Annotated in this window: 23 protein-coding genes, 1 other RNA gene and 1 pseudogene; 13 read left to right on the top strand and 12 right to left on the bottom strand. The window is 28.3% G+C overall.

Annotated elements, in window-relative coordinates:
• Positions 1-27: 27 nt before the first annotated feature.
• The gene (locus N5A56_RS17440) at positions 28-366 is read right to left on the bottom strand and encodes a substrate-binding domain-containing protein (RefSeq protein WP_337994789.1); all 339 of its coding nucleotides are present in this window, start codon (positions 364-366) and stop codon (positions 28-30) included.
• Complete coding sequence (locus N5A56_RS10355; RefSeq protein WP_337994788.1) at positions 351-1,067, bottom strand: LacI family DNA-binding transcriptional regulator; 717 nt, start codon at positions 1,065-1,067, stop codon at positions 351-353. Before N5A56_RS10355 ends, N5A56_RS17440 begins: the two co-directional genes overlap by 16 nt.
• A gap of 151 nt (positions 1,068-1,218) precedes the next feature.
• Here N5A56_RS10355 and N5A56_RS10350 point away from each other — a divergent pair.
• From N5A56_RS10350 to N5A56_RS10315, 8 genes and pseudogenes are all read left to right on the top strand, one after another.
• Positions 1,219-2,265, top strand: a pseudogene (locus tag N5A56_RS10350) (PfkB family carbohydrate kinase).
• A gap of 97 nt (positions 2,266-2,362) precedes the next feature.
• Positions 2,363-2,581: a 6-phosphofructokinase gene (locus tag N5A56_RS10345; RefSeq protein WP_265725388.1), complete on the top strand. Its 219-nt coding sequence runs from the start codon at positions 2,363-2,365 to the stop codon at positions 2,579-2,581.
• Entirely contained in the window at positions 2,578-3,579 is a 1,002-nt protein-coding gene (locus N5A56_RS10340) for a 6-phosphofructokinase (RefSeq protein WP_265725387.1), read from the top strand. The genes N5A56_RS10345 and N5A56_RS10340 overlap by 4 nt, the downstream gene beginning before the upstream one ends.
• A 14-nt stretch (positions 3,580-3,593) precedes the next feature.
• On the top strand, positions 3,594-4,250 hold the full coding sequence (locus N5A56_RS10335) for a bifunctional 4-hydroxy-2-oxoglutarate aldolase/2-dehydro-3-deoxy-phosphogluconate aldolase (protein WP_265725386.1): 657 nt from the start codon (positions 3,594-3,596) through the stop codon (positions 4,248-4,250).
• A gap of 251 nt (positions 4,251-4,501) precedes the next feature.
• A complete protein-coding gene (locus tag N5A56_RS10330) occupies positions 4,502-4,876 on the top strand; it encodes a hypothetical protein (RefSeq protein WP_265725385.1) in 375 nt (124 codons plus the stop codon).
• Entirely contained in the window at positions 4,851-5,738 is an 888-nt protein-coding gene (locus N5A56_RS10325) for a tyrosine-type recombinase/integrase (protein ID WP_265725384.1), read from the top strand. The genes N5A56_RS10330 and N5A56_RS10325 overlap by 26 nt, the downstream gene beginning before the upstream one ends.
• A 71-nt stretch (positions 5,739-5,809) precedes the next feature.
• Positions 5,810-6,073, top strand: coding sequence for a helix-turn-helix domain-containing protein (locus N5A56_RS10320; protein ID WP_265725383.1), 264 nt, complete (start codon positions 5,810-5,812; stop codon positions 6,071-6,073).
• A gap of 5 nt (positions 6,074-6,078) precedes the next feature.
• Complete coding sequence (locus tag N5A56_RS10315) at positions 6,079-7,347, top strand: type II toxin-antitoxin system HipA family toxin (RefSeq protein ID WP_265725382.1); 1,269 nt, start codon at positions 6,079-6,081, stop codon at positions 7,345-7,347.
• Between the two features lie 144 nt (positions 7,348-7,491).
• Here the strand turns inward: N5A56_RS10315 and N5A56_RS10310 are convergent, their stop codons facing one another.
• The 3 genes from N5A56_RS10310 to ssrA form a co-directional block, all read right to left on the bottom strand.
• A complete protein-coding gene (locus tag N5A56_RS10310) occupies positions 7,492-8,751 on the bottom strand; it encodes an McrC family protein (RefSeq protein WP_265725381.1) in 1,260 nt (419 codons plus the stop codon).
• A complete protein-coding gene (locus N5A56_RS10305; RefSeq protein ID WP_265725380.1) occupies positions 8,751-10,562 on the bottom strand; it encodes an McrB family protein in 1,812 nt (603 codons plus the stop codon). The genes N5A56_RS10310 and N5A56_RS10305 overlap by 1 nt, the downstream gene beginning before the upstream one ends.
• Positions 10,563-10,705: 143 nt before the next feature.
• Positions 10,706-11,099: a transfer-messenger RNA gene (gene ssrA / locus N5A56_RS10300) on the bottom strand.
• Between the two features lie 196 nt (positions 11,100-11,295).
• Here ssrA and N5A56_RS10295 point away from each other — a divergent pair.
• Both N5A56_RS10295 and N5A56_RS10290 read left to right on the top strand, forming a co-directional pair.
• Positions 11,296-12,501, top strand: coding sequence for an NAD(P)-dependent oxidoreductase (locus tag N5A56_RS10295; protein ID WP_265725379.1), 1,206 nt, complete (start codon positions 11,296-11,298; stop codon positions 12,499-12,501).
• Positions 12,488-12,721, top strand: coding sequence for a DUF3820 family protein (locus N5A56_RS10290; RefSeq protein ID WP_265725378.1), 234 nt, complete (start codon positions 12,488-12,490; stop codon positions 12,719-12,721). The genes N5A56_RS10295 and N5A56_RS10290 overlap by 14 nt, the downstream gene beginning before the upstream one ends.
• Here the strand turns inward: N5A56_RS10290 and N5A56_RS10285 are convergent.
• Complete coding sequence (locus tag N5A56_RS10285) at positions 12,718-13,281, bottom strand: hypothetical protein (RefSeq protein WP_265725377.1); 564 nt, start codon at positions 13,279-13,281, stop codon at positions 12,718-12,720. The two genes, N5A56_RS10290 and N5A56_RS10285, sit on opposite strands and share 4 nt — an antisense overlap.
• A 31-nt stretch (positions 13,282-13,312) precedes the next feature.
• On the opposite strand from N5A56_RS10285, the gene N5A56_RS10280 reads away from it, so the two are divergent.
• Complete coding sequence (locus N5A56_RS10280; protein WP_274270384.1) at positions 13,313-13,690, top strand: DUF1801 domain-containing protein; 378 nt, start codon at positions 13,313-13,315, stop codon at positions 13,688-13,690.
• Here the strand turns inward: N5A56_RS10280 and N5A56_RS10275 are convergent.
• The 3 genes from N5A56_RS10275 to kdsA all read right to left on the bottom strand — a co-directional run bounded on the left by N5A56_RS10275 (position 13,683) and on the right by kdsA (position 15,565).
• Complete coding sequence (locus N5A56_RS10275; RefSeq protein WP_337994787.1) at positions 13,683-14,357, bottom strand: transglutaminase domain-containing protein; 675 nt, start codon at positions 14,355-14,357, stop codon at positions 13,683-13,685. The two genes, N5A56_RS10280 and N5A56_RS10275, sit on opposite strands and share 8 nt — an antisense overlap.
• Positions 14,358-14,452: 95 nt before the next feature.
• Complete coding sequence (locus N5A56_RS10270; protein WP_274270383.1) at positions 14,453-14,635, bottom strand: hypothetical protein; 183 nt, start codon at positions 14,633-14,635, stop codon at positions 14,453-14,455.
• A gap of 111 nt (positions 14,636-14,746) precedes the next feature.
• Positions 14,747-15,565 (bottom strand): 3-deoxy-8-phosphooctulonate synthase, encoded by an 819-nt coding sequence (gene kdsA, locus N5A56_RS10265; protein ID WP_265725374.1) that lies wholly within the window; start codon positions 15,563-15,565, stop codon positions 14,747-14,749.
• 67 nt (positions 15,566-15,632) lie between these two features.
• Between kdsA and N5A56_RS10260 the strand changes: the two genes are divergently transcribed.
• Together N5A56_RS10260 and N5A56_RS10255 are read left to right on the top strand one after the other, a co-directional pair.
• Positions 15,633-16,643 carry a M28 family peptidase gene (locus N5A56_RS10260; RefSeq protein WP_265725373.1) on the top strand — a complete coding sequence of 337 codons (1,011 nt, stop codon included), beginning with the start codon at positions 15,633-15,635 and terminating at the stop codon, positions 16,641-16,643.
• A gap of 59 nt (positions 16,644-16,702) precedes the next feature.
• A complete protein-coding gene (locus tag N5A56_RS10255) occupies positions 16,703-17,149 on the top strand; it encodes a DUF4136 domain-containing protein (protein WP_265726129.1) in 447 nt (148 codons plus the stop codon).
• A 344-nt stretch (positions 17,150-17,493) separates the two neighbouring features.
• Here N5A56_RS10255 and N5A56_RS10250 read toward each other — a convergent pair whose 3' ends face one another.
• The 3 genes from N5A56_RS10250 to N5A56_RS10240 are packed head-to-tail and all read right to left on the bottom strand — an operon-like array spanning position 17,494 to position 23,679.
• The gene (locus N5A56_RS10250) at positions 17,494-18,573 is read right to left on the bottom strand and encodes a nucleotidyltransferase family protein (RefSeq protein ID WP_265725372.1); all 1,080 of its coding nucleotides are present in this window, start codon (positions 18,571-18,573) and stop codon (positions 17,494-17,496) included.
• A gap of 49 nt (positions 18,574-18,622) precedes the next feature.
• Positions 18,623-18,802 (bottom strand): hypothetical protein, encoded by a 180-nt coding sequence (locus N5A56_RS10245; RefSeq protein WP_265725371.1) that lies wholly within the window; start codon positions 18,800-18,802, stop codon positions 18,623-18,625.
• Between the two features lie 26 nt (positions 18,803-18,828).
• The gene (locus N5A56_RS10240; RefSeq protein WP_265725370.1) at positions 18,829-23,679 is read right to left on the bottom strand and encodes a DUF6923 family protein; all 4,851 of its coding nucleotides are present in this window, start codon (positions 23,677-23,679) and stop codon (positions 18,829-18,831) included.
• Positions 23,680-24,353: the final 674 nt, after the last annotated feature.

The raw sequence follows: 24,353 nt of genomic DNA, 5'->3' as shown, positions 1-24,353 counted from the left end.
TAAATTGATAAAAAACCTCTCTAAAATTTATTTTAGAGTGGTTTTATTTTTATAAGAAGAATCCCTAACAATTAATTCCGCATCTAGAATTTGCTTGTTTAATTCTTGTGTTATTGTTTTCTTTTTTATGTGGTTTAGAAAAGTTTCAGCAGCTAATTTTCCTATTTTTTCACTATGCTGATTTACACTCGTAATTTTAGGAGTTAGCATATCCGTAAAAGGCTCGTTACCAAAACCAACTAACGCTATTTCTTCAGGTACTCGAATATTATTTTCATTTAGTACTTGTAATGCGCCCAAAACAGCATAATCACCAGCTACATAAACTGCATCTGGTCTATTTTTTATCTTTAAAAGTTGCAGCATTTTTTTCTTCCATTCTCAATGGAAAGATTGGTTTCAATTAATAATTCTTCTTCTAGAGGTAAATTATGTTTTTTTAAAGCATCAATATACCCTTTAATTCTATTGTTATAAATTCGTGTTCGCTTAAAACCTCCAATATGAGCTATTCTTTTGCAACCTTGTTCTACTAAGTGTTCTACAATTATCTGGCTACTTTTATAATCATCTATACCAATATAATCAACATTTAAATCATTTTCTCCTCTATCAAATAAAACTAAAGGGATTCCTTTTGATTTAATTTTTTCGTAATGGTCTAAGTCTACAGTTTCATTTGCCATAGAAGCAATAATACCATCTACTTGTGTAAATAAAAGAGTGTCTATATTATCACATTCTTTTTTATAAGACTCATTTGATTGTGTAATTATAATATTGTAACCTTCCTTATTTAATACTTCTTCTATATTTTGAATTACTGAAGAGAAAAAATTACTATTAGTTCTAGGTACAATTACACCAACTAAATTACTTTTGCCACTTCTTAAGGCACTTGCTAAATGATTAGGTTGGTAATTTAAATTTTTTGCAACTTGTTTAACAGCTTTTTTAGTTTTTTCACTAATCCTAGGGTCATTATGTAAGGCTTTAGAAACTGCTGCTGCAGAAATATTTAATACACTTGCAATATCTTTTATTGTGATTTTCTTTTTATTTGTCAAATTTATATATATTTGCTTAATCGTTTAAGCAAATATACTGTTTGAAATCATATAATCAAAACTAATATCTATATATAGGTTTTGATTTTATTTTAAATAACTGGTTAAACGTTTAATCAGAGTGATTAATTATAATAATTTATACAAAAAAATGGGTAAAGTAGTAACGTTTGGAGAAATCATGTTAAGATTGGCTCCTCAAGGGTTTTTAAGATTTTCGCAAGCAAATAATTTTGATGCAGTATATGGTGGTGGAGAGTCTAATTGTAGCAGTTTCATTGGCAAATTATTGTGTAGATGTAGATTTTGTAACTCGTTTACCTAAGAATGATATTGGTGCATGTGCAATGATGGAAATGCGTAAGCGTGGTGTTGGAGTAGATAAAATTGTTTATGGTGGAGATCGTTTAGGTATTTACTTTTTAGAAACTGGTGCTGTTTCTCGTGGATCTAAAGTTGTTTATGATAGAGCACATTCTGCTATTGCAGAAATTGAGTCTGGAATGATCGATTGGGATGTAGTTTTTGAAGGTTGTGAATGGTTTCATTGGACAGGTATTATACCTGCAATATCACAAGGAGCAGCAGATGTAACTTTAGAAGCTTTAAAAGCAGCAAGCGCAAAAGGAATTACGATTTCTACAGATTTAAATTATAGAGCTAAACTTTGGAAATTCTGTGACGATGCTCATAGAGAAAAAATAATGACGGAATTAACTTCGTACTGTGATATTGTTTTAGGTAACGAAGAGGATGCAGAAATGCATTTTGGTATTAAACCAGCAGGAATTTCTGTTCAAACAGAAGGGCATAATGTAAAAGCTGAAGCTTTTTTATCAGTTTGTGAGCAAATGATGGAGAAGTTTCAAGAGCTAAAAAAGTTATTACAACTTTAAGGGGTTCGATTTCAGCTTCTCATAATACTTGGGCTGGAGTTTTATATGATGGAAAAACGTTATTCCAAACTCGTCAATATCAAATTACAGATATTGTAGATAGAGTTGGTGGTGGAGATTCATTTATGGGAGGTTTAATTTACGGATTATTAAAATATCCAGAAGACGATCAAAATGCATTAGATTTTGCAGTTGCTGCTTCTTGTTTAAAGCATACTATTAAAGGTGATGCAAACTTAGTAACAGTTGCAGAAGTAGAAAAACTAATGGGTGATGATGCGTCTGGTAGAGTTGCAAGATAATTTATAAGAACCTTAACCTATAAGGTTTTAAAGAACTTACAAGGTAAGTTGTTAAGCATTTTTAACACAAACTTTGTAGGTTTTATATTTTTAATATATGAAAAAATCTATTGCAATAATGTGTGGAGGAGGACCAGCTCCTGGAATAAACACAGTAATAAGTACTTTAGCAAAAACTTTCTTAAAAGATGGCTACGAAGTTATTGGAGTACACCATGGTTATAAAGGTCTATTATCAGAAGATCCTTCATTAGTTTTTTTCGATTTTCATAAAGCAGATCGAATTTTTAGTAGAGGAGGCTCTACTTTATTATGAGTAGATATAAACCAAAAGATAGTGATTTTAAAGTAGGTTTTTTCAAAAAGTATAATGTAAAATTATTGGTAACTATTGGTGGAGACGATACTGCCTCTACTGCTAATAGATTAACAAAATATGTTAACAGTCGAAAATTGGATGTTGCGCATGTGCATGTTCCTAAAACTATTGATAACGATTTACCTTTGCCAGATAGGAACCCTACATTTGGATTTCATACTGCAAAAGATGAAGGAGTTCGTATAGGAAATACAGTTTATGAAGATGCTAGAACTAGTGAAAACTGGTTTGTTGTTGCTGCAATGGGGCGTTCTGCGGGGCATTTAGCTTTTGGTATAGCATCTGCTTGCCATTATCAAATGATGATTATTCCAGAAATGTTTAACAAAACTAAAATCACTTTTGAAAAAATAATTAATATGATTATTTCTTCGATAGTAAAATGTAAAATTCAAGGAATAGAATATGGTGTAGCATTAGTAAGTGAAGGTGTTTTTCATTTTATGGAAGAGGATGAAATATTAAACTCTGGAATTAATTTTACATATGATGATCATGGACATCCAGAATTAGGAAATGTTAGCAAATCGCATATATTCAATTACTTATTACAAGTTAAATTAAAAGAACTTGGTTTAGATATAAAATCGAGACCAGTAGAACTTGGTTACGAATTAAGATGCTGTAATCCTATTGCTTTTGATTTAACATTATGTACATTATTAGGTATTGGAGTTAAAAAAATATTTGATCAAGGAGTTTCTGGTTGCATTGTTAGTGCAAACTCAAAAGGAGATATTATGCCTTTGTATTTAAAAGATTTTGAAGATAATGAGGGTAAAATTCCACCAAGATTGGTAGATATAGATTCTGATATGGCTCAATTATTCATCAATAATTTATTCTACATTAAAGAAAAAGATTATGAAGCTTCAAAAAAATATTTACCAAACCCAAAAGCATATGATTTCAAAAAAATATTAAACTGGAATTAATTAAAAAAAATAAAATGGCTCAATTTACAAGAATAGAAGTAGCGCAAGTAATGAAAGATACTGGAATGGTTCCTTTATTTTTTCATAATGATATAGAAGTAAGTAAAAAAGTATTAAAAGCATGTTATGATGGTGGAGCTCGTTTAATGGAGTTTACTGCTCGTGGAGATTTCGCACATGAAGTTTTTGGAGAATTAACTAAATATGCAATTGCTAAATTACCAGGAATGGTAATGGGAGTTGGTTCTGTAACTGATGCTGCACAAGCGTCTTTATATATGGCTTTAGGAGCAAACTTTATTGTAAGAGAAGATATTGCAATTGTTTGTAATAGAAGAAAAGTTCTTTGGTCTCCAGGTTGTGGTACTTTAACAGAAATTACTAGAGCAGAAGAATTAGGATGTGAAATTGTTAAATTATTTCCTGGAGATATTTATGGTCCTCAGTTTGTAAAAGGTATTAAAGGACCTCAACAATGGACAAGTATTATGCCTACAGGAGGTGTTTCTCCAACAAGAGAAAATTTATCAGCTTGGTTTGCAGCCGGAGTTGCTTGCGTTGGAATGGGGTCAAAATTAATGGCTAAAAACGATGATGGTAGTTTCGATTATGAAGCTATTAAAACTAAAACTTTAGGAGCTTTAGAAATAATAAAATCTTTAAGAAGTTAATAATAAATAAATTTCTATTAATAAAAAAAACTCAACTATTTAAAAATTAAATAGTTGAGTTTTTTTATTGTGGAGACGCCGATTATACTTTAGATTAATTTTTATTTGTCATTAGTTCTTTATAAGTTGTTTATTTATAAGGGTTTGATGGCTTTTTTTATGTCTTGTTAATAAGTTTTTGCATAATAAGATATAACAAAATTATCAACGATTTTATCAACGCATATTAATCTGATAATATTTTAAAAAATTTGAAACACACATTTTACTTAAGAAAACCAAAAGATAATAATGATACGCTAATTTTATTTTCTTGTTATTTTAAAAATGAAAGAAAACAATTTGTTTACTCCACAAGACAATCAATACTTCCTAATAATTGGGATTTTCAAAACAACCAACCTAAAAATAGAGGTAAAGATATTGCAGTCAATCAAAAACTCATTTCGAGAGTTTTGAACCAATATGAAGATGAGTTTTATTTATTTCAATCTCGTTGTGAAATGAGTAAAACTGAATTTACTAGTCAGTTATTAAAACAACATCTAGATCAAGTTTTTGGAAACGTTTCAATTAAGAAAACAACTTTTTTTGAAGTTTATGATAGATTTACGGAAGAGAATTAAAAGAAAAGAGTGGAAAAAATCTACCATTAAAAGATATAAAAATATTAAGAATTTACTGACGGAATTTGAAAAGGCAAAAAAATATAAATTAACTTTTAGTAAGATAAATAATACTTTCTACACAGAGTTTATTGATTTTTGTTATGAGGATAAAGACCATTACACAAATACATTCAATAGAAATTTAGGGCTAGTAAAAACTTTTTTGTTTTGGGCTTTGAAAAAAGAATATATGTATAATAAGAAATTCATTGATTTTAAAAAGCCTAAGCGAGTTTTAACTAGAGAAGAAGCATTGTCTTTTGAAGATATTAAAACCCTATATAATCACGTTTGTGAAGATCCAAAATTGAATAAAATTAAAGATGTTTTTATTTTTCAGAGTTTAACAGGTATGCGTTTTGGTGAATTAAAATTGATTAATAAAAGAACGGTTAATAGTAATGATTGTGTAGTTTTAAAAGAAGAAAAAGATAGTTCTAAAGATACGAGAGAAATTCCTTTAATTTCTATTTCGAAAGCAATTCTCTTAAAATACAATTACAAGCTTCCGTTAGTTTCTAATCAAAAACAAAACGATTACATCAAAGAAGTTTTAAAAGAAGCTGGGTTTGTGCATGAAGTTGAGTACAGCAAAACAAAAGGAGTGGAGCAGGAGGTTTTTGTAAAGAAATTTTATGAACGTATTTCAACACATACTGCTAGAAGAACTTTTATTACTATTATGAGAAATAAAGGAATTGCTGATAAAACCATTATGAGTATTAGTGGTCATAAAGATATTAAGACTTTTAATATGTATCATCAAGTAAATAATGACGCTAAAATCCATGCAGTAAAATCAGTTTTTGAGAATTTTTAAATATATTTTGTGGATTATAATCCACATTTGTTGTTATTTAGTTATTTTTGTGTATTATAATAAACAATTATATGATTGATTTTGTTACAATTAAGGAAGTAAAGCTAAAGTTAGGAGAGCTTTGTAAAAGCAAAAGGCAAAGTTACGATATGTCTCAAGAAGATCTTGCAGAAGCCATTGGCTTGTCTAGGTATACGATTCAAAAGTTTGAGAATGGAAAGAACGCAACATTAGATACAGTTTTAAAAATTGCGAATCATTTTGCTTTACTAAAGCAATTAAAAAAAGCAATTGATAAAACAATTGAAGACGAAAATAATATTTCATTATACTAATAATCATGGCTAGAGAAAAGATAATAGATGTTGTTATATTTGGTGTAGAGATTGGTAAAATTGGAGTTGATTTAGACCAAGGGAAGTCATTTTTTCAATACAATCCAGCGTTTTTAGATTCTAATCAATTTTCAAATTTATTTCCTTTTATTTTTAAAAGGATAAAACCTGCACAAGTATTTTCAGAATATCAAAATGATACTTTTCAAGGATTACCACCTATGATAGCAGATTCTTTACCAGACACCTTTGGTAATATAATTTTCCAAGAGTGGTTAACTGCAAGAGGTATTACTAAAGTTACGCCCCTAGAACAATTAGCGTATGTTGCAGATCGTGGAATGGGAGCGTTAGAATATAAGCCAATTAAGGAATTACCAAATACATCTAAAGTTAATATAGACGAAGTTATAACTATTTTAGAAAAAGTACTAAAGCTTAAAAACGATACTAAAGGTAAAGATTTTAGTGAATTAGCATTACTAAATATATTTAAAATAGGAACATCTGCAGGAGGAGCAAGACCTAAAATTTTAATTTCAGAGCATAAAGAAACAGGAGAAATAATCGCAGGGGATAGAGAGGTTAGCGAAGAGTATAATCATTATTTAGTAAAACTTCATATTGGTGATAATGATGGTTATAATAAAGAAAAAGTAGAATATACTTATTATTTACTTGCACAAGAAGCAGGTATTGATATGATGCCTTCTAAATTAATAGAAGACACTCATTTTGCTACTTTACGATATGATAGACAAAAAGGAGAAAAACAACACGTTTTAACGGTAACTGGTTTAACAGGTTGGGATTTTAAAAGTCAACCAGAAAATTCTTCTTATGAGAATGTATTTAAAGTAGCTTTAAGTTTAGGTGTTCCGCATAAAGATTTACAGCAACTATTTAAGCGAATGGTGTTTAATCTTGTTTTTAGAAATGTTGACGACCATTTAAAAAATCATAGCTTTATTTATAATAAAGAAAGTAATAGTTGGAATCTAGCGCCTGCCTATGATCTAACGTATGCTTTAAACCCATTGTTAACTTTTAAAACAACATCAAGAGCACTTTCTATTAACAGTAAACGAACAGGAATTAATCTAAAAGACTTATTAGTCATTGCTGATACATTCTCTATTAAAAATCCTAACGCTATAATAGGAGAGCTACAAGCACTTGTTCCTAGGTGGGTAGAAATAGCAAAAGAACTTAAAACCCCAGAACACATAATTACTTCAATTCAAAGAGAAATTAAGATTTTTTTGTTCAAATAATAGCAATGTTCATGTTTCATGAACATGTTTTTTTACAAACTTAACGAAATGAAATAAGCAAAGATTTGAGATAAGGAAGTGCAACGATTTAGTGAGAATTTTGCGTAGTTGAGTGAGATAAGGTTGGTTTTGTCTGTCATAAAATCAATAATTTTTTATATCAAGAAAATTTAAAATATCCTCACCAATCGCAGTATTCAAAGTATTATTCTCCATAACTTTTATGAATCCTAATTTACATTGATTTTCTTTAGGTCTACCTTTATGAAAATTTCCAAAATCTGTGGTTAAAACTTTAGAAGTTGGATATAACAACATACTTTTTGACGCATTCCAATACATGTTATAAGCATACATTTGTTTCAAATCATTGTCTCCAGGTTTTTTAGGGTCTATAATTTTCCATTTGGTATCAATAACGTATGTTGAAATTGATTTATCTACTTCTGTTTTCTCAATAACTATATCTGGTTTAATTAACTTCTTTTCCCAAAATTGTTTTCTGTTTTGGAATTTCACTTTTAAAGTATCAGTTTGAATTTTAACCAACATTCTATAAACATATTCCTCCCAAAGCATATTCATATCAAATAATAATGCTAACATATTCTCTCCACCACCTTTAATGTCTGGCGAATAGTTTAGTAATATCATTTTAGCAATTTTTATAGCTTCTTGATAGTCTGTTGTTTTTCTATTAGCTGTAAGTTTATCAAAATGTGATTTAGTTATATTAATTTCCTTTACTTCAGGAAAACAACTTAAAACTCTTTCAATTCGATCTTTAATAAAAATATTATTTGAAATATTTTTTAGCGTTAATAAAGCTTTGAGTACTATTTGATTAATCAAATGGCTGTAATCATACACTTGATGATTCGTATAAAATCGTTCTTTATGAACTAAATTATGTTGTATATTTTTAGAAAATTCAAGTCTCCCTTTTAGAGCTAATACATTTCCACTTTGTATTCTATATTGTTTTATTAAACCTCTATTTAAAAGCATATTTACTTCATCTAAAAACAAATCGAAGTACAGGTCTAATAATGAATGATGACGTTTTTTTAATGCAGCTTTAGATACCGAATCTATTTTTATTTTTTTGCATTTTGCTAACATTTTTAATAAAACGGTATGCCATTGACCTCTTTCATTTTCTGTTGCAAAATTTTTATCCGCCTTTGGAAGAATTTCAATAGTTACGTTACCAATTTGAATAACTCCAACATAATTTTTAAATTTCACGCCATTTCTAATGGCTTCAAAATAAATATTTTTATTAGCATCATTAAATTGCCAAAGCTTGTCAATTACTTTTTTACCCAACGCTTCCGTTTTAAAAAAAGAAGTATCAGAAGCGACTAGCTTTTCGAACTCAAAAACTTGTATTGGTTTTAGCATTATATCGCGTTAAAATCCCAAAGGTTATCGTTATTAATTTTAAAAATAGCTTTAGATTTTAAATCTTCAACAATATCAGAATCATAGTGTTTAAATTGTGAAAAATTAAATGCTACATCTTTTCTATCTATAAAAGAATCGCCTAACACAAGACCAATTTTACCAAAGTCACCAAAAAAATATTCTTCTAACAGCGGAATCACTTTATTTTTAAAGGCTTTTTTCAAGCTTTTCTCTGTATCTACTCTCAAGAAATAAGAATGTCCTATTTTATGGTCTTTATCAATTAATTTTTCAATACGATTATTAATTGTGATTAGTAAAGTTTCTAAATCAACAGTTTTATTATCTTTTAAGGTTATAATACCTTCAACTTTTCCTGATTTTCCAGCAGTTTTTAATAAGCTTGGTTTTGGAGGTGTTTCTTCAAAAACAAAACGTCTTCTTAATGCAGTATCTAAAGCTTCAATACTTCTATCAGCAGTATTCATTGTACCAATAATGTATATGTTTGGAGGCACTCCGAATGGAGTTTTACTATATGGTAATTTTACTTTTAAAGCTTCCTCTTTCCCTAAACGCTTGTCTTTTTCTATTAAAGTAATAAGTTCTCCAAATATTTGAGAGACGTTTCCTCTATTTATTTCATCTATTATTAATACAAAAGGTTTGTTTTCTTCAACGATTTCTTCTGTAATATCATAAGCATTCAAAAATTGTATTAAATAATCGTAGTAAGATCTTAAGCCTCCAATAATATCTCTTTCATCAAGTGCAATTCCTTTCAAAGTATCTATAACTAAATCATGACCTGTTCCTCCAGATGCTTTTCTAAACTTAATATGCTTGTCTGTAATTGACGTTATATGATACGAAGTTTTTGTCATTGCAATTTCAATCTCCGAATTTTCAGACTGTTCTAATTCGTCTCTTAATTTTTTTATTCTTTTATCTAAATCTACTTTTTTAGAAACGGAAACTACTTTATCTGCACTATAAAGTTCTGCATCAGTACATATTTTTTTAAAGATTCCTTCTTTAATGTCATAGGTTACTAATCCATCTTTGGTTTGTGGTTTTATACCTTCTACAAATTCTTCATAACTCATAGATTGATGAAAAGTTGTAAATACAATTTGATTTATATTTTCCTCTCTTTTAAGAGAATCCCTTTTCTTAGGTTTTGACTTTTCTTTGATTTTTGATATTTCGTTATTTACTAATTTAAAACTCTCAGTGCAGGATGTTTTGTTTTCTTTAGCTTCTTTTCTAGTTTTCAATAAATCCTTTTTAATAACAGACAAATTATCTAAAGTTTCTTTTTTAAAATTTAATGTCTCTTTATAATTCCCATCTACTTTACTGATAATATCCATCGAAATAGAATCTATTTTGTCTTGTTTTACTTTTAGGCTTTCTAAATCATTTATTAACGAGCTATTTTTTAATTCGTGGGCATCACTACTTGTATCATCTTTTTTACTAAATATTTTAATTTCTTTAATAGAATTAATCTTTTTAAGATCGAACCAAAAACAAAAAATTATGAGAAGAATAATTAAAGAAAACCCTGTATAGTTGAAATAGATATTATTAGAATTAAATTTAATAAGAGATTTTAATAATAAAACAGGAGATACTATTAATACGGCAGAAAATAAAAGCTTTAACCTATCAATATTAGGGTTCCAATGAGAATTATCATTCCAAATATATGGTGCTAGTTTTTCAGTATTTCTTTTTGATACCAGGTAGATATGTGAAAGTGAAGCAATAATACATGTAAAATAAAGTGTAATGTATCCAGTCATAATTTTATAGTCAATTAGTATTAATAAGATTAAAAATACTAAATTTGAGGAGAACAATAAAAGAATGATGATAAGAGCAATTATCAACGTTATTATCAACGCAAATAAAAAACCCTTACAAACACTGGGTTTATAAGGGTATTCTGTGGAGACGCCGAGAATCGAACTCGGGTCCAAACAAGCAGCCAAAAAGCTTTCTACATACATAGTTCTTTCTTAATTTTCGACTAAAAGCTGATTAAGAACAATCCATTTTTAGCTTATCTTCTTTAGTTTTAGAAATTTATCGAAGTACTAAATTTCCTATGTTTATATTTACGATGCCCAAATATGAAACGCCATAAACCAAGGCTGTTCGTGGACATAAAGCTTGCACACCTTGTGTGCCTAGGCTAATCCTACTATAATTCGGATTAAGCAGCTAAAGCGTAGTTATCTTCGCCGTTTAAAAAGTTGAAATTAGGTTTAACGAGTGTTATTTCATAACTCGGTATGCTTACAAATTCACTGACCTTGCTGTCAAAACCAGTCGTCCCCTCAATGAAATAGCTAAACTTGTTTAGCATAATTGAATTGATGCTGAATTTATTTCAGCAACTCATCAAAAATTCATTTTATTATGTCAATGATCCAATTATTAAAAAAATTGTGGTTTGCAAAAGTATAAAAAAATACTGTTGGTTATCTTTATAAAATCTAATATCTTCGAGCAAATATTATACCGCAGTAAATTATGAAGTTTGGCATTATAAAAGAACGTAAGAATCCACCAGATAGAAGAGTAGTTTTTTCACCTTCAAAATTACAAGAGTTTAAAGAAAAATTTTCAGAAGCATCTATTGTTATAGAAGCATCTGATATTAGAGTTTTTTCTGATAAAGCTTATCAAAATGTAGGTTTAGAAGTAACAGAAAATCTTTCTGACTGTGATGTTTTATTTGGTGTAAAAGAAGTTCCAGTGGAAGCTTTAATTCCTGGTAAAAAATATTTTTTCTTTAGTCATACTATAAAAAAACAGCCTTATAATAGAAAATTATTAAAGGCAATTTTAGAAAAAAATATAGAATTATTTGATCATGAAACTATTGTAAAAGAGAATGGTGCTCGTTTAATTGGTTTTGGTCGTTATGCTGGTATTGTAGGCGCATATAATGGTTTTAGAGCTATCGGTTTAACTAATGATGAATTTAATTTACCAAAAGCTGAAACTTTAGATAGCCAAAAAGAGTTAATTGAAGAGTTGAATAAAATAGAATTTAAAAATCTAAAGATTCTTTTAACAGGAAATGGTAAAGTGGCATATGGAGCTAAAGAAATGTTAGATGGTATGAATATAAAACAAGTATCAGTAGAAAAATATATAAATGATTCTTTTGATGAACCAGTATATTGTTTAGCAGATGTTTTAGATTATAATGAACGAAAGGATGGTAGAATTTTAGATAATCAAGATTTTTATAATAATGCAGATATGTATAAATCTAATTTTATGCGTTTTGCTAAAGTAACAGATTTCTTTATTGCAGGTCATTTTTATGGAGATGGAGCTCCGTTTTTATTTACTAGAGAAGATGCAAAATCAAAAGATTTTAAAATTAAATATGTAGCAGATATTTCTTGCGATATTGATGGTCCAGTTGCTTCAACCATTAAACCGTCTACAATTGCAGATCCTATTTATGGTTACAATCCGCATACAGAATTAGAAGTTGATTATAAAGATAAAGACGCTATTGTAGTAATGGCGGTAGATAATTTACCTTGCGAATTACCAAAAGACGCAAGTGAAGGTTTTGGAGAAATGTTTTTAAAAAATGTAATTCCAGCTTTTTTTAATAATGATAAAGATGGAGTTTTAGAACGTTCAAAAATGACAGAAAACGGAAAGTTAACTAAACGTTTTTCTTATTTACAAGATTATATTGATGGTAAAGAGTAGTCTCGACAATCGTCAAATTTTAATTGATTTATCAAAAATGAGAATGCCTTTTGGTAAATATAAAGGCACGTTTTTAATAGATTTACCAGAGCATTATGTAGTTTGGTATCACAATAAAGGGTTTCCAAAAGGAAAACTAGGTAGTCAATTGGAACTAGTTTATGAGCTAAAATTAAATGGATTAGAAGATATTGTTAGGGAAATTAGAAAAAAATTCTAATTTTTTACAACTACACCGTAAGTAATATGGGCTATTCCTAAAATAAAAATTGAAGAATACCAATAATTAGGTATCATAAAACAAATTACAGCAAGCATAAAACTTACTATTGATAAAATAAAAATATTTTTACTTTTCTTTATTTTTAAAATAATGAGAGATAAGCCATAAAATAATAGAAAAGCAGGAGTAAGATAATTTATAAAACCTTGATTGTTTAAGAAAATAAGAACAAAAATAATAATAGAAAAACTAGCTAGATATTTTAAAGAAATGTTTTTTGTTTTACTATTCCAAAGCTTACTTTTCTTTTTTCTTATTTTTCTTCTACCTTTAAAGAATAATGCAAGAGAAGAAAATAGAAGTGTAAATAGAATAATTATTAAAACTAACAGCTCAATAATTTCTGCAGACATCATTCCTAAAGGGTTGTCGTCTATTAAAAAACCTTCTAAAATACTTTTAATTAAAAATGCAGCAAATAAGAAATAGATTCCTATTTGAATACTAGAATACTCTTTTAATGAAAAATTAAGCTGATTATTATCTTGTTTACTCATAAAATTTATAACTTTTGCTAATATACAAAAAATGAAACCTGCTGAAGCATACATTTTAAATCAACCTGAACCTTTTAAGTCTATTTTAATACATTTACAGATATTAATAGAAAGTACTTTTCCTGAAGTCGATTTAAAATTTAAATGGAAAATTCCGTTTTATTACCTCAATAATAAACCTTTTTGTTATTTAAATGCATCTAAAAAGAAAGGATATGTAGATGTCGTTTTTTGGGTTTCTGCGCATTTAACAAAGTATAATGAGTTCTTAATTTCGGATAATAGAAAAGTAGTGAAATCTCTAAGATATTCTAATTTAGAAGATATTAATGAAGAAATTTTACTTACCGTTTTAGCAGAAGCCTTCGAAAAAAAGAAGCCGGTTTTTATAAAAAAAGTAATTATTTAAGAACTACTTTATATTGTAAAGCTATTTCGTTTTCTAAATAAATAAAAAGAATACAATTTCTTTTCGGGTTTTTTAAAGATAATAATGAAATGTTTTTATCAACTAAAATTGTAGGTTTTTGAGCAATACTATTACCACTAAAATTATATATTACTTTTTTATCTTTTAAATTATTGATTTTTATTTTTATAAAATCAGATTTATTTATTGTTATTTTTCCTTTATTTGGAGATAAAACCTCTAAATTATTTACTAAAAATTGCCGGCCAAAAATTGGTTGATCATAAAATTCTTGTAAACTCATTCTCCCTATTCTTAAAGCCCACAATCTGCTTTCTGGATAATGTGTTTTAAATATTTTCTGAATCGGAATGTCAAAATAATAATCATTAAATTTTCGAATCCATTTTCTATTATATTCATATCCAGCTGCCCAAGTAACATCAATAATAATCCATCTATTATTAATTTTTACAGCATTCCATACATGATTAGGATCTTGAATATTAGCTATATCATTTGCATCAGTTCTAACAGAACCTTTTATTAATTCAGATTTTATATTTAATAAATCGCATATTTTTTTAAATGATTGTGCATATTCTTCACAAACACCTGTTTTATTTCTAAAAGCGTTGTTTACTAATTCATCGATTAAAGATTGCATTTTTTGTTTCTTTTCTTCTTCTGAAGAATAACTAAAACGATAACTTCTTTGTTTAGGATTGTATAATTGCCTTAGATTATAACGTATGTTTTTTGTTAACCAAAAAAAGCTGCTCTTACTTTTTCTGTATCAGAAGAAAAATCCTTTTCTATTCTATTTGCTAAGTTTTCAACTTTAGAAAATCTTGGGTATGTTTTTACAATACTATCAGTTTTCTTAAAATTTTGTGCAGAAATTGAATAAGAAAAAAGTAAAAAAAGGAATAAAATTTTGTTCATAATAATTATAAGGTAGTTTTTATAAGCAATAATTGTGCCTTGTTTTATCTATAAAAAAAGACTCTTCAAATTATAAAAATTTGAAGAGTCTAAAAATATGTTATTTAATAATTATAAATTATTTACTGTTTTTCTAATGGCAATTAAATTACTTAAAAGACTTTCTAAATTATCTAAGTGTAACATGTTTGCTCCATCAGATTTAGCATTTGCAGGATCAAAATGAGTTTCTATAAATAATCCATCAACATTATTTACAACACCAGCTCTAGCTATGGTTTCTATCATTTCTGGTCTTCCTCCTGTAACTCCAGCTTTTTGGTTAGGTTGTTGTAAAGAATGTGTTACATCTAAAATAGTTGGGGCAAACTCACGCATTTCAGGAATCCCTCTAAAATCTACAATCATGTCTTGGTAACCAAACATGGTTCCCCTATCTGTAATCCATGCTTTATTAGAACCTACGTCTTTAACTTTTTGTACAGCATGTTTCATAGCATCTGGACTCATAAATTGCCCTTTTTTTAAATTAACAACCTTTCCAGTTTTTGCAGCAGCTACCACTAAGTCTGTTTGGCGAACTAAAAAAGCTGGTATTTGTAAAACATCTACATATTCAGCAGCTTTTATAGCATCCGAAACTTCATGTATATCTGTAACTGTTGGTACATTAAATGTTTCAGAAACTTTACGCAGAATTTTTAGCGCCTTTTCATCTCCAATTCCAGTAAAACTATCAATTCTACTTCGGTTAGCTTTTTTAAAACTACCTTTAAAAATATATGGGATCTCTAGTTTATCAGCTATAGTTGTAACTTTTTCAGCAATTCTTAGTGCCATTTCTTCGCTTTCTATAGCACAAGGTCCAGCTAAAAGAAAAAAGTTATTAGAATTAGTGTGTTTTATATTAGGAATTTCAGATAAAATCATTTGTTTAATTTTGAACAAAAATACGAAAATATATTCGCTATATTTATCCTTTTAAAAATCGAAAAAAATGAAAAATATATTTATAGCATTTGCTGCAACAACTTTATTAATTTCTTGTGATAGTACAAAGAATATTAAGAAACCAACAATAAAGCCTACAAAGGTAAAGATGGTAGAGAATCGATTTTTTATTGATTCTGCTACAGTTAAAAAACACCTATATACTCTTGCTTCTGATGAAATGGAAGGTAGAAAGTCTGGTACACCAGGTATTGAAAAAGCAGCAAAATATATTGAAAATGAATTTAAGAGAATAGGTTTAACAAATTTTGAAGGTTTAGATAGTTATAGACAAACCTTTAGTTTTACTCCTAGAAGAAGTAAAAGTGTGATTACAAGTGCTAATATTATAGGAGTATTAGAGGGCAAAAGTAAAAAAGATGAATATGTTATAATTTCTGCACACTATGATCATTTAGGTATGAAAAAAAGTGGTGAAGATAAAATTTATAATGGTGCAAATGATGATGCATCTGGTGTAACTGGTGTTTTGGCTTTAGCAGAATATTTTAAAAAGGTTGGTAATGAAAGAACGATAGTCTTTGCCGCTTTTACTGCAGAAGAAATGGGTTTAATTGGATCTACTCATTTTGGAAAAGGCATTGACGCGAGTAAATTTGTTGCAGGTATAAATTTAGAAATGATAGGAAAAACTCCAACTTCAGGGCCAAATACAGCTTGGTTAACAGGTTTTGAACGTTCTGATTTTGGTAAAATTGTTCAAAAAAATTTAAAAGGGTCTGGTTACCAGTTATTCGCAGATCCATACCTAAAGTTTAATTTATTCTTTAGATCAGACAATGCTTCTTTAGCTCGTTTAGGTGTGCCATCGCACACTTTTTCTACTACAGCTATTGATAAGGATAAAGACTATCATCAATTATCTGATGAAGCAGAAACTTTAAATATGACAGTAATAACTCAAACAATTCAAGCAGTAGCTAAAGGTACTAAGAGTATTATTAACGGAAAAGATACACCAACAAGGGTAGTTATAATAGAGAAAAAAAGTAATTAAATGAAGTTTAGCAAAATCTTTTTGTTGTTTCTTTTTTTAGCTGTTCAACTGCTAAAGTTATTACAGATTATGATAATAAAATCGATTTCTCTACTTTTAAAACCTATAACTATTTTAAAAATGTAGGTAATGACTTGAGTGATTTAGATATAAAAAGAGTTATTTATTCTATAAATAAACAACTAAAAGTAAAAGGTTTTGCTAAATCCGAAAAACCAGATTTTTATATAAATGTGGTGTCTAATGTTATTGAAGTAGAAAATAATAACTCGATAGGAATTGGAGTTGGAAATGGTGGGTTTGGTATTTCTGGCGGTTTACCTATTGGTTCTAAAAAGTTATTAGAAGAGTTTAAAATTGAGTATGTAAGCTCAAAAACAGATGAGGTAATTTGGGAAGCTTTTTTAAAATCTAAAATTAAAGAAAGTAGAAGTCCAAATGATAAAGAACTTCATTATAAAGAAATTATTAAGCAGATATTAAACACCTATCCACCAAAAAAATAATAAGGCTTATAACGAGTTTTTAGCAGATAGGATCTCTCTTTTTTTATGTATAAAAGCATTTTATTTTCGAAAAAAATGTTTTGAGGTATCTGTTTTATAATTGATAATAAAATGTGTGTAGGGGTTATTCGAGATGAGATAATGGCAAGAATAAACCCTAATGTTTATGAAGAATCTATTACTAAACAAGGTTGCAAAGAAATGAACTTTACAGGAAGACCTATGAAAGCTATGTTTTTTTAAATGAAGATGCTTACGATTTAGATGTGGATTTATATTATTGGTTAAATTTGGCATTAGAATATAACTCAATAGCAAAAGCAAGTAAAAAAAGAAAAAAACATTTAAGAAGCTAATTTTTTAAGATTTAATTTTATTAAAAAATCGTTTATAAACCAATTTCTATATTCTTTATAAAAAATAATTTTAAGTATAAAATCTTTTTTCCTAATTAGGTATAATTTATATTTTATTCTTTTATAATCTCTCTTTCGTTTCTTATGATCTACTAAATATTTATTAAAAAGGCTTAAATATTTTTCAGTTTTCACAGAAGAATCATATGCTAATGTTTCAATTTTATTAAAAACTTGATAACTACTAGCTAAATAACAGTTTAGAGGGTGTTTTAATTTATTAAATTTTTGAATGGCTTTTTTTGTATTCGTTTTTTTTGATAATAAAAAGGCATCATATGCGTGTTTTAAAGTTAGGTTTTTTATGTAGAAACCATCATCATTTATTTGATTAGATAGAATTGATAATACTAATTGGTCATTATAACCTAAGACTTTAAGTTTATTTAATTCTAAGTGTTCTTTTTTAATAATCTTGTAATTAAGTTCGCTAGCAAATTTTTCTATAAGTAGTTCTTTATGTATTTCTACTGCAGCATAACAATTTTCTTTTTGAAGTCTTGGGTAATGTTTAAATGAAGGTGAATGATGTTTGTTTTTTTCAACTTTAGTATAACCAAAATTTTCTACAAGTTTTATTGTTTTAAAATAATCATCTTTAGATACAATAAAATCAATATCTGCAATCATTCTTTCTCCTACATCTGCATATAAGTTATCAAATAAATGCCCTACACCTTTTAAAAAAATGGGCTTTATATTGTTGTTAATTAAAAGTTGGTTTAATTCTTTTGCTTGATTTTTAATACCTAAGTTTCTTTCTCGGTTTAAGTTTGTAATATGTTGCATATATTCAACCAAATCAGATGGTAAAAAATCTAGTAATTTTGCTTTTTTAAGATTAGAATATAAAGCAGAAAAAACGTAATGACTTGTACTTATTCTAACAACAGAATCCCAATCTATAGAATGGGATTCTAACAGTTTTTTTATAATATTTAGATTATGTTTTTCATGGTTAATAGTTAAACATTTAGCTATAAAAAACAATGTTTCTTTATAATCCATTATTAGTAAGTTAGATGTAAATATAATTTAAAAAAGTAGTTTAATTTATCTAATTTCCCCAACCTTCACCAGGTATAGCTGGTCCACCACTAAAGGCTTGTACTTTTTTAGGATTTAAAACGATATATGTACCAAGTGCAGTAAGAGCTGCATATTTTCCATATTTCCCAAGTTTTTTTAATGCTTCTTTTCTTGTAATTTCTTTTTGTTTGTCGTTAGTGTTTTCCATTTTAATGTATATTATTTGTTTTATAACTAGTCGATTATAATTTTTTTAGATAATTGTACTTTATTAGATTCTAAACTTACTATATAAATACCATTATTTAGTTTTGGTAAATTTAACTCACTTACTCCAGTAGTTTTTATTGCTGTTTTATATACTTCTTTTCCTTCGATAGAAAATAGTTTTACATTAACATTATCTTGTAAACCTACAATAGTTAAAATGTTTTCAGGTGTATTGTAAACGTTTACAAAATCAGGATTCAATTCTATGTTTTCATTGCTTAAAACTTTTGATTTAGTATGTATATAAAAACGACCTATTCCGTTTAAAGCAGTATCCGAAGTAATAGTAAAGTTTCCTTCAGATAAATCTGTGAAGGTATTTTTAACTCTATCTTCTAGGAAAACTTTTATTCCAGAAGGTAAGTTGTTAATATCAGCTTCTATAACAATTTCTTTATTAGCTTCTGCTGTAATTCCGATAGGCACAACCATAGTTTCATAATTAGAATTTGGTAAAGATTGCACTTGGAATTTCATACCAGCACTATTAAACCCAGAAAAATCACTATCAGTTAATAAATAAGTATAAATGTCTAATGGATTTGGTATACCATGAAAAGTCCGTCCGTCATAACCATTATCAAAACCAGTGGTAGCATCATCATTATAATAAATTTTTGCGATTCTATTTTTATCTCCGTCTGTCATTTTTAGTTTAACTTCTGACTTTGTAGACTTCTGGAAACTACCAGTACAAGAGTTACAACGACTATTTTTATTAATTGTAATATTAGCATTGTTTCTAGCTTTTACTAAGAAACCTTGTGTTGGAGCTATTATTAAATCATCTGCAGCTACAAAGACTTCATAATTATCTTCTGCTTGATTCCAAAGCCAAACAGCTTCCATAACTAAGTTAGCAGTATTTTCTTCTAGTAAATCCCTTGCTCGAATATTTGTTGTATATGGATTTGATATTAAATTATAACCACAACCAGTTTTATGAACAGCACATGTTACATTTTCAGTATTCATTGTACCTATAAAAGTTATTGGAGCATCTGTTAAATCTCTTTTTATAGAATATCCAGTACCTACAGTTGTTGTTAATACCTCTCCGGTTTGTAAATAATTCCATGTATCTGTAGGTGTAACATATTCTGCAATTGCTCTATCTGTTCCAGCTGTTGGAATGTTATTTGCACTTACAAAATCATCATCAAAAACATGACCAGCTAAAGGAGATCCAATATAATACCAATTAGTTGATGAAGTTTCTCTTTCATATCTAATTCGACTAGTACAAGTTGATAAGTTTTTCAATTTACCTCCAGATTTAAATTTTATATCTGAAACAGTTATAGGACTATAAGATGTTGGATAATTTGTAACACCTGAATTTGGTATAGTAATATTATCGCAAAATAAATTTCTTCTTGAACTATTTTTCCAATTTCCTTTTTTATGAAAATCATCACTATCGTTTCCTACCCATACATTTCTTGTTGGTGCTTCTCCACAACCTATTAACCCTCTTGTTCCTGAAGGATTAGAGCTTGTTTGTACGTATCTAGAACTTGGGTTAGACCAACCAGAAACACTACCAGATGTAAAAAACTGATTGTCATTATAATAATCTCTAATACTTAAATTACAATTTCTAGTTTCTATACCTCCACCAGACCAAGAATCTCCTGGATCTGTTGCAGTTAATTCTCCAAACATATCAAAAATAGTACCTCCATTGGTTGCCGAATTAGATAAAATAATTGTATCATCACCATCAAAAGTGAAATTATGTTCTATAAAAGTTACATATGAAAATTTGTTTTCTATTAAGTAATCTTCTATTTCAGAAGAACCAACAAGTAATACTTCCCCAGCTTTTAGAGTTCCAGAGTTAATTACTAATTCATTTATGTAATTAGAAATATTACCTTGAGAAGCTACATTGATGTATACGTTATTGTTGGAGAAATCAAAAGTTCCTGTAGTTGGATTAAAAATTTCTATTCCTCTTGGAGCTGTTCCTAAATCTGATTCTATATACTGACTTATAATAAGATTTGTTGTATTTATTGCTGGTGCTGTAACAGTTAATGTAGCAGAAGCAGTTTCTTTATCACAAGAGTTTATATTACCTACTTCAACATAATAATCAATATTATTTAAACCACTTACAATTTCAATTTCTAAAGTTTCTGTGTCAGCTCCAGAATAAATTCCTTCGTTAATTATAGCTTCTCCACCATTATTTGGGTCTCCAATATACCATTGATATGTAATATTAGCATCATCATTACCAATGCTACCATAAACCGGTATTGAGCTACTATAAGATGTTGCTGTAGAAGACACAGCAGTTGCGTTAAAAGTAGCAGTCTCTTCTTTAGTTACGCTAAGGTTAATAGGTGCTGATGTTATACTAACTTTATTTGCTAATGTTTCGTTACCTGTTAAACCATTATATGCTCCCGAACTTCCTATTATTCTACCATTATTACTATCAATTCCTGTTCCATCTAAAATACCATCTCCATTAAGATCTACTCCTTTAGATTCAGTAACATCAAAACAACCATCATTATCAGAATCTAATTCAAATTTATTTTCTATACCATCTTGATCAATATCACAATCTAATCTTGTGCCATAAACTCTACCTGTCATATATGTAGGTCCTGTTACCACTTGGGAAACTACAAAATCATTACTAGCATTTGAGTTCCAATTAATAGCATTAAAACTATTCCCATTAAATAATTCTAGTTCGTAAAGTGGACCATTTGCCTCTTTACTTGAATACATAACTACATTTAAATTTTCATCTATTTCAAATCTTATTATTGGCGTGTCTTCATCTATATCATCTCCATAAGAATATACTTGTGGAATTCCGCTTTCTCCCCATTTAGTTCCATCTTTAAAACGGATATTTTGACCAGTAGGAGTACCACTTTCTTGAAATTGAATTTCTTCAGTAGTTAATGAAGTTCCATTAATAGTAATATTAAAGCTATTATCTAAATAAGTAACATCTAATAAAAAGCTACTTCCTACATTATCTAAAGTAAAGTTAACAGAATTACCATCAACAAGAGAAAAAGGAGTTTCGTTGTAGATAACTTTACATTCGTTACTATCTAATACTCCATCATTATCATCATCATCATCACAACTATCAGAAACACCATCACCATCATTATCTGGATTACCAGATGCAACAGAGTCACATGGGTTTGCAATTAATTGAGCATTTTCTGTTTCTTTAAGAAAATCATTATCTAAATGCGTTAACCTTACATAATATCTATTTGTATACAATCCTGTAGATGAACTAATATTTAAAGTTGCAGTATTAGTGCCAGAATATACGCCAGTATCTGTTAAAATGACTCCATCAGTATCTGGATTTCCACGATACCATTGATATTCAATTCTATTTGTTGCATTTCCGGGAGTACCATATACAGGACTTCCATTTAAATAATTAGTAGCTTGATCTGCTGTTGCAACAACTGTAAAAGATACGGCGTCACCATAACTTGCAGTTTGATCTGAAGGAGTTGTAGTAACTGTCATTTGATGAGCTTGATTCTCAGAACCTGTAGAACCTGAATAACCACCGGTTCCTCCTGTTACTTTTCCTTCCGAATCGAAACCAGTTCCATCTAACATACCATCATTATCAGCATCAACACCACCTCCTTCTACAACATCATAAACACCATCACCATCAGAATCTAAATCTAAAGAATTTGATAAACCATCATCATCTGTGTCTAAACATACTTGATTACCTGAGGTATCTACACTTAAAACTTTTGCTCCATCATTTGTACCAGAAGCAGGGCCATTTGAAAATACAGTTGCTGATAAACCATTTCTTAATTCCATAAGATAGATAACACCTGTATTATTATTACTCATATAAAAGTTACCATCTAAAGTAGTGTAGATAGCTCCGTAACTACCAGAAGGTAAGTTAGTAACATTTCCAACAACTGTTGCGGTTTCATTGGTAGTATCTATTTTGTGAAGCTCATTAGAACTGTTTTTTAAACCGTAAATAGCACCGTCAGAAGTGTTGTAACCTAGATCGATTAAATTACCTCCTGATCTAGCAAATGATGTTACTTCTGTTTTGTAAGTAGGTGAATCTGGATCACCGTCAAATACTTGGACCAAACTACTAGTTGCAGTAACATATTGTTTTTTAATCGGGTCATAAGCTCCAGATACAGCAGAATCAGTAACATTTATCGTGTCTACTATATTAAATGTAAAAGGATCTACCAAGACAACCTTGTTTTCTGATTTATTTATTGCCCAAAACATTCCATCATCTTCATTTACAGTTACACCATTTATATAATAGTTTAATGATTGATGAAGTGTAGAAGTTCCAGTATCAAGATTAACTAAATAAACATTAGTTGGATTTCCTTGAAATAAATATCCCTTTTCTGCATTTGGAAAACTAGTAACTGAGTTTGAACAAGCTTCATCTTCATCTAGAATACCATCATTGTCATCATCTAAATCACATACGTTATTAACTCCATCTCCATCAGTATCATTTAAAGTTGGAGTTCCTACTATTGCACCATCTGTACAAGGGTCTGCAGCCTTTTTATTTAAGTTAATTTTGATAGATTCGCCTTTAGAAGTATCATTCATTGAAGAATCTATCGAGTCACTTTCGTTTAAAGTTTCATCTGTGAAAATTGGTTCAGAAGAAAAATATTGATTAATGTTTAAAAGATCGTTTTGAGAATCAAATATACTTTCATATTGAATTTGAGCGTGAATATTAGTGATAAGAATAAAAATTACGAAAAGTAAAAGTTTGGGGGACTTCTTAGTATTTGTCATGATAATTTATTTTAATTACAATAAGGGTATTTATTAATTTTATAGAAGTTTATATTTAATATTATTAAATATAAGGCTACATGTTTTCCTTGTAAAGGATTCTAAATATAATTTAGATTTGAAAAAGCATAATAAGATCTATGGCTGTATGTGGTTAAGAAGATTACTTAACTTGTAGATAGGGGAATTCATATGGTATATGTTTTGGGGGTTAAACTTAAATACGCATCTAATATAAGGAAATAAATTGATAAACCAAATAAATTGTTAAATAATTTGCAAATTATAGGTTTAGTTATTAAATTTTTAAAGAATAAATACTTTATTTTCTGAATTGAGTTTATTTGTTTATCCATTGTAGGCTAAAAATTTTAATTATTGAGCAAATTTAGGATACAAATGTTTTTTTTATCTTTAATTTAGTTTATCAAATATACTTCTGTTGTTAAGTATACATTCACAAAGGATGACTGTCATTCGTCTATATTAAGTTAACAATACATCCTATATTTGGAGTTTTAGTAAATAATCTTATAAAAAGTATTATTACTTAACTTAGAATTACAAAAGAAGTGTTTTTAAAATCTATGAATTCGAACTAATGTATATCAGGTACTACTAATAATATTTCAATAATTTTTAAGCTATATTAATATCAGTTTATAAATTTCAAA

Origin of the sequence: Polaribacter ponticola (genome assembly GCF_026191475.2) — a bacterium.
Taxonomy (GTDB): domain Bacteria; phylum Bacteroidota; class Bacteroidia; order Flavobacteriales; family Flavobacteriaceae; genus Polaribacter; species Polaribacter ponticola.
The sequence above is the reverse complement of the archived record's forward strand: the minus strand, read 5'-3'. Positions and strand labels throughout refer to the sequence as shown.

Coding starts and splice junctions, on each gene's coding strand:
- N5A56_RS17440 (WP_337994789.1), bottom strand. CDS start 366: ATGCTGCAACTTTTAAAGATAAAAAATAGACCAGATGCAGTTTATGTA.
- N5A56_RS10345 (WP_265725388.1), top strand. CDS start 2,363: ATGAAAAAATCTATTGCAATAATGTGTGGAGGAGGACCAGCTCCTGGA.
- N5A56_RS10340 (WP_265725387.1), top strand. CDS start 2,578: ATGAGTAGATATAAACCAAAAGATAGTGATTTTAAAGTAGGTTTTTTC.
- N5A56_RS10335 (WP_265725386.1), top strand. CDS start 3,594: ATGGCTCAATTTACAAGAATAGAAGTAGCGCAAGTAATGAAAGATACT.
- N5A56_RS10325 (WP_265725384.1), top strand. CDS start 4,851: ATGATAGATTTACGGAAGAGAATTAAAAGAAAAGAGTGGAAAAAATCT.
- N5A56_RS10320 (WP_265725383.1), top strand. CDS start 5,810: ATGATTGATTTTGTTACAATTAAGGAAGTAAAGCTAAAGTTAGGAGAG.
- N5A56_RS10315 (WP_265725382.1), top strand. CDS start 6,079: ATGGCTAGAGAAAAGATAATAGATGTTGTTATATTTGGTGTAGAGATT.
- N5A56_RS10310 (WP_265725381.1), bottom strand. CDS start 8,751: ATGCTAAAACCAATACAAGTTTTTGAGTTCGAAAAGCTAGTCGCTTCT.
- N5A56_RS10305 (WP_265725380.1), bottom strand. CDS start 10,562: ATGACTGGATACATTACACTTTATTTTACATGTATTATTGCTTCACTT.
- N5A56_RS10295 (WP_265725379.1), top strand. CDS start 11,296: ATGAAGTTTGGCATTATAAAAGAACGTAAGAATCCACCAGATAGAAGA.
- N5A56_RS10290 (WP_265725378.1), top strand. CDS start 12,488: ATGGTAAAGAGTAGTCTCGACAATCGTCAAATTTTAATTGATTTATCA.
- N5A56_RS10285 (WP_265725377.1), bottom strand. CDS start 13,281: ATGAGTAAACAAGATAATAATCAGCTTAATTTTTCATTAAAAGAGTAT.
- N5A56_RS10280 (WP_274270384.1), top strand. CDS start 13,313: ATGAAACCTGCTGAAGCATACATTTTAAATCAACCTGAACCTTTTAAG.
- N5A56_RS10275 (WP_337994787.1), bottom strand. CDS start 14,357: ATGCAATCTTTAATCGATGAATTAGTAAACAACGCTTTTAGAAATAAA.
- N5A56_RS10270 (WP_274270383.1), bottom strand. CDS start 14,635: ATGAACAAAATTTTATTCCTTTTTTTACTTTTTTCTTATTCAATTTCT.
- kdsA (WP_265725374.1), bottom strand. CDS start 15,565: ATGATTTTATCTGAAATTCCTAATATAAAACACACTAATTCTAATAAC.
- N5A56_RS10260 (WP_265725373.1), top strand. CDS start 15,633: ATGAAAAATATATTTATAGCATTTGCTGCAACAACTTTATTAATTTCT.
- N5A56_RS10250 (WP_265725372.1), bottom strand. CDS start 18,573: ATGGATTATAAAGAAACATTGTTTTTTATAGCTAAATGTTTAACTATT.
- N5A56_RS10245 (WP_265725371.1), bottom strand. CDS start 18,802: ATGGAAAACACTAACGACAAACAAAAAGAAATTACAAGAAAAGAAGCA.
- N5A56_RS10240 (WP_265725370.1), bottom strand. CDS start 23,679: ATGACAAATACTAAGAAGTCCCCCAAACTTTTACTTTTCGTAATTTTT.